Below are 5,173 nucleotides of genomic sequence, written 5' to 3' on the forward strand. Positions count from 1 at the left end.
TGAAAAATAATTCAATTAAATAAAAGAGTAGATATATTATATATACTTTATTCTTAGGTCATATTATGAGAAAAACTTTTAAAAATAAACCATAATGACAGTAAAATGGGAAAAAATTCAAAAAAATAGTGCAAATAAAATATGTCAAAAAAAGAAAATTAAAGAAAAGCTATTTACAAAATGTAAAAAATGATGTATAGTTATGGTATGGGAGAAGAGTAAGTCTACTAAATTATGATTTACTCAAATAAATTTATAAAAGGGGAGATAAATATTATGAAAAGATTAGCACTTTTATTAGGATCTTTATTAGTAGTTTCTGCTGCTGCTTCAGCTAAAGAAGTAGTACCTGCACCAGTTGTAGTACAAGAAACTCCAGTACAAATAGTTGAAAAAGAAGTAATAGTTTACAGAGAAAAAGCACCTGAATGGAGACCAAGCGGATTCTTAGATGTTCAAGAAAGATATTATGGAAAAACTGAAAACAAAAAAGAAGAAGTTAAAAATGGTGGATGGAATGACCATAATAAATATGGTAGATTACAAATAGAAACTGGTGTTCAAATGACTGAAAACCAATCTTTAGATGTAAGAGTTAGATCTTTCCAAGGATGGAACCATGAAAATGAAGAAAAAGATGACGCAGTAAGAGTAAGATACCACTATGATCATGGACATCTTGGAGATTCAAAAGTTGATATGAACTCATTAGTTAGATATGAAAAAGAAGGAGGAAAACAGACTGCTGAATACAGATTAAACTTCGACTTTGCTGAATATCTATTCAACAATGATTTCGTAAAAACTACTACAGCTACAGTAGGACCTAGATACATCTATTCATGGAAAGGTCATGATGATGACTATACAAATACAGTTGGATTATATGCTGACTTCATAAATGAATTACCATTAGGATTCAGTACTGAAATCGAATTAGATGGAATTCATTACAACTGGAACCAAAGACCTGTAGATGATGAGGGACATAAAAAAGACTTTACAGTTAGTGTTGCTGCTAAATTAATGCACAACTACAACTTATATGCTGCTGACAACTACTCAATTGATTGGGCATTTGAAGGTGGATATGATACATTTGATTACTCAAATAGAAAAGTATTTAAAACAGCTGATTATGATTTAACAAAATCAAGAGAGCATGCTGCATATTCAGTTTATGCTGAGCCTAGCTTAACATTAACTTATAACGCAACTAAATTCATTGATGTTTATGGAACTATAGGAGCAGAATACAGAAACTGGGCTGTTACAGCTAACTCAGAAGCTTCTCACTGGAGATGGCAACCATATGCAACTGTAGGAGTAAAAACTACTTTCTAGTTGTTTATGACAAAGATTACAAGTGCCTGCACATTGTGCAGGCATTTTTTTTTATCCACTAAAAAAGATGGCAAGTATAATCTGTGCCATCTTTTATTTTTACTATTTTTTACTTTTTACGACGATAAAGTCCTACGCCATCACCAAAAGGTAAAAGGACAAATTCATCTTTCTCTTTGCTATACAGGTAGTCTATAAATTCATTTAATCTTCTTACTATTGTTTTAAATCTTTTAGGGTACTCCTTATAAAGATATCCTCTAAACATAATATTATCAATAAAGATTATCCCATCCTTATTTAGAAGTTTATATGAGTCTTCAAAGAACTCTTTATAATGACCTTTAGATGCATCTATAAATACAAAGTCAAAGTTCTCTTCTATTTTAGAAATCTCTTCAACTGCATCTCCCTTTATTGAGATAATATTATCAAGTCTAGATTTTTTTATATTTTCCTGAGCAGTGTTGTATCTTTCATCATCTATCTCAATAGTGTATAGTTTTCCGCCCTTTTCTTTTACCTCTTGAGCCATAATTATTCCTGAATAACCAATTGCTGTCCCAACTTCTAATATGTTTTTGATGTTTTTATCTCTTACTAAAAACTTCAGATACTCTGCTACCTCTTTTGTAACTATAGGGACATTATGCTTTCTGGCATACTCCTCCATAGCTAAAATAAGAGGATCAGTTTCTTTTATTTTACCTACTATATATTCATTTGCCTCTTTTAACTCTTCTAACATTTTTTTCCTTTCTTAACCAGTTTTGCTATATAGAATCCATCCAGGATATCCTCATTATAATCTATTGTAAATCCTCCAACTTCATCATAGGTACCACCTACATTTTCAGGAATATAGAGTTTTACAGTTTCAAATTCAGGATATTTATCCAGGAATCTTTTAATATTATTTTGATTTTCCTCTTTTAAAATAGTGCATGTACTATATACAAGTTCTCCATTTTCTTTTAATACCTGACTTGCAGATTCCAGTATTTCAAATTGAAGTTTTGCAAGTTCATCTACATTTTCAATATTTTTACTGTAGATACCTTCTGGTTTTTTTCTTAATACACCATATCCACTGCATGGAGCATCTACTAGAATTTTGTCAAACTGTTTTCCCTGCTCTTTAAGTTTTCTGGCATCCATTTTTACAGGTTGTACTATTGTAACTCCACATTTTTTACAGTTTTCTTCTATAAGTTTTAGTTTGTGTGGATATATATCAAGCGCAAGCAATTCTCCTTTGTTCTCCATTAATTCACCTAATACAGCAGTTTTACCTCCTGGGGCACTGCAGGTATCGAGAACGCTTTCAGAAGGCTTAGGATCAAGGTTTCTAACAGCCAGATAAGAAGAAGCATCCTGAACTATAATCTTACCTTCCTTAAATTCATTGCTATATAGTAATATTCCAGAATCTACATAGTAGACAGAGTCCACCTGTTTGATTATATCTATCTCCTGCTCCTTAAGCATTTTTTCAAACTCTTCAGTACTGTATTTTAATCTATTTACTCTGAAGCTGATATATGGGATTTTTTTCAGATTTTCAAGGAATTTAATTCCATTTTCTCCATACTCTTCAGTGATTTTATCAAAAAACCATTTTGAATATGAAAGGTAGATATGGTACTTGCCAGAGTTTTTAAGTTCCTCTACATCCTCTTTCCATTCTCTTTGATAACTTCTTAATACACCATTTACAAATTTTCCAACAGGAACACTGAATTTCTTCTTAGTAAGTTCAGTAGCCTCCCATATTACACCTTTGTCATCTGATTTCATAAAAGAGATCTGATACATAGAAATTCTTAAAATATTTCTAATCCAGTCTTTCTTTATAGTTTTTGTTCTTTTATCAATTTCGTAATCTAAAAATATCTTATTTCTTATTACACCATAAAAAAGTTCTGTGATAAATCCTCTTTCTTTTTTTGGTATTGTATTGTTTTTAAAATATTCATTGAGAGCAATATTTGAGTATTTTCCATTGTCAACCTCTCTTATAAGGCTAATAACTCTTGATTTTATATTCATTTTTCCCTCCATTTATTAATTCCTATATATTATACAATATTTGTAAAATAATGTGTAGTGTGAGTTATAATAAAAATCTTTTTCTTCTGGTTCTTAATATGGCAGTTTTGAGCTATTTATGATATTATGTAAGAGATGAATGAAATAATATATTGACATTATGTCAGTGATAGGATATTCTTTTAACTGAAAAAATATTTATTATAATTTTATTGGAGGTTTTTGGTATGAAAGTGCCCCTGGAGGAAATTTTAAAGTTTTTAAAGAGCAATCAGTTAAATAAACTTAGAGATTTACTAAAGGATGAAAATCCAGTTGATATAGCTGGAATAATTGATGATTTGTCAAAAGAGGAGAGCTTGAAGCTATTTAGAGTGTTGCCCAAGGATCTCTCTTCAGATACTTTTTCCTATCTTGCACCTGATAAACAGCAGGAGATAGTGGAAAATATCACAGATGAAGAGGTTTCAAATATTATAAGTGATATGTTTATTGATGACACTGTGGATTTTATAGAGGAGATGCCTGCAAATATTGTAGATAAGATACTTCAAAATACTGCACCTGAAATGAGAAATCTTATCAATCAGCTTCTTAAATATCCAGAAAACAGTGCAGGAAGTGTTATGACTGTTGAGTATCTATCACTTAAAAGTGATATGTCAGTAGGTCAGGCGATACACTCAATTAAAAGATGTGGAATAGATAATGAAACTATTGATATATGCTATATTATCGATTATCAGAGAAGACTTGTAGGTTTTATTACCCTTAAAAAGCTGATTTTCCTTGATGATGATATATATTTAAGAGATGTAATGGAAACTAATGTATTAAGCTGTCATACAATAGATGATCAGGAAAAAATTGCAAATGACTTCAGAAAATATGATTTGACATCTATGCCAGTTGTTGATAATGAGGATAGACTTGTTGGAATCATAACTATAGATGATGTGGTAGATGTAATTGATCAGGAAAATACAGAGGATTTGCAAAAGCTTGCTGGAATGAGACCTTCTGATGAGGAGTATTTAAAAGAGTCTATTTTTTCATTGGTAAAACAGAGAATAGGATGGCTTATGCTTCTTATGATATTAGCTACATTTACAGGAATAATCATCAGACATTATGGAAATAGTTTGAGAAATGCACTTATTCTTATATCTTTTACACCTATGCTTATGTCAACAGGTGGAAATGCAGGTTCACAATCTTCTACTTTAATTACAAGGGGAATAGCCTTAGATGAGATAAGTACAGGAGATTTAGGGGCTGTATTTAAAAAAGAGCTAGGAATAAGTATTATCATTGGATTTATACTTTCAGTTGTGAATTTTGGAATTATATATATAAGCAGTGAGAGCTATATTACATCATTTGTAATATCAGTGAGTCTCTTTATTATAGTAGTTGTAGGAAAAGTAATAGGTGGAATACTTCCTATTGTAGCTAAAAGCTTTAAATTGGATCCAGCTGTTATAGCAAGTCCGTTTATAACAACAATAATAGATGCCTGTGCACTTATTGTATTTTTCCTTATTTCAACTCATTACCTTCCATTATAAAAATAAGGAGCTGTTGCAAAACTGTAAAAATAGAATTCTCGATATTAGAAATAGTTTCGTAATTTATGAAGCGAAACAGAATACTGAAAATTCGACTGTCTGAACGAAGTGAGTTTCGGATTTTCTTTCTGTAAGCAATATAAATAGAAACTATTGATACCGGAGAGAATTATATTTTTATAATTTAAAAAATGCAACAGCTCCTTTATTTT

4 protein-coding genes are annotated in these 5,173 nt (G+C 30.5%); 2 read left to right on the forward strand and 2 right to left on the reverse strand.

The features are described from left to right. The first annotated feature begins 276 nt into the window (after positions 1-276). Entirely contained in the window at positions 277-1,344 is a 1,068-nt protein-coding gene (locus tag IX290_RS11090; RefSeq protein ID WP_211493255.1) for a hypothetical protein, read from the forward strand. Positions 1,345-1,453: 109 nt separating this feature from the next. Here IX290_RS11090 and IX290_RS11095 read toward each other — a convergent pair whose 3' ends face one another. Both IX290_RS11095 and rsmB read right to left on the reverse strand, forming a co-directional pair. After that, positions 1,454-2,092: an O-methyltransferase gene (locus tag IX290_RS11095; protein WP_211493256.1), complete on the reverse strand. Its 639-nt coding sequence runs from the start codon at positions 2,090-2,092 to the stop codon at positions 1,454-1,456. Next, positions 2,086-3,393 (reverse strand): 16S rRNA (cytosine(967)-C(5))-methyltransferase RsmB, encoded by a 1,308-nt coding sequence (gene rsmB / locus IX290_RS11100; protein ID WP_211493257.1) that lies wholly within the window; start codon positions 3,391-3,393, stop codon positions 2,086-2,088. The genes IX290_RS11095 and rsmB overlap by 7 nt, the downstream gene beginning before the upstream one ends. 239 nt (positions 3,394-3,632) lie before the next feature. Between rsmB and mgtE the strand changes: the two genes are divergently transcribed. Beyond that, positions 3,633-4,961 (forward strand): magnesium transporter, encoded by a 1,329-nt coding sequence (gene mgtE, locus IX290_RS11105; RefSeq protein ID WP_211493258.1) that lies wholly within the window; start codon positions 3,633-3,635, stop codon positions 4,959-4,961. Positions 4,962-5,173: the final 212 nt, after the last annotated feature.

Origin of the sequence: Fusobacterium sp. DD2 (assembly GCF_018205345.1) — a bacterium.
GTDB lineage: Bacteria > Fusobacteriota > Fusobacteriia > Fusobacteriales > Fusobacteriaceae > Fusobacterium_A.

What these genes read in the sequence shown, in the direction of transcription:
- IX290_RS11090 (WP_211493255.1), top strand. Translation starts at nt 277, where the DNA reads ATGAAAAGATTAGCACTTTTATTAGGATCTTTATTAGTAGTTTCTGCT.
- IX290_RS11095 (WP_211493256.1), bottom strand. Translation starts at nt 2,092, where the DNA reads ATGTTAGAAGAGTTAAAAGAGGCAAATGAATATATAGTAGGTAAAATA.
- rsmB (WP_211493257.1), bottom strand. Translation starts at nt 3,393, where the DNA reads ATGAATATAAAATCAAGAGTTATTAGCCTTATAAGAGAGGTTGACAAT.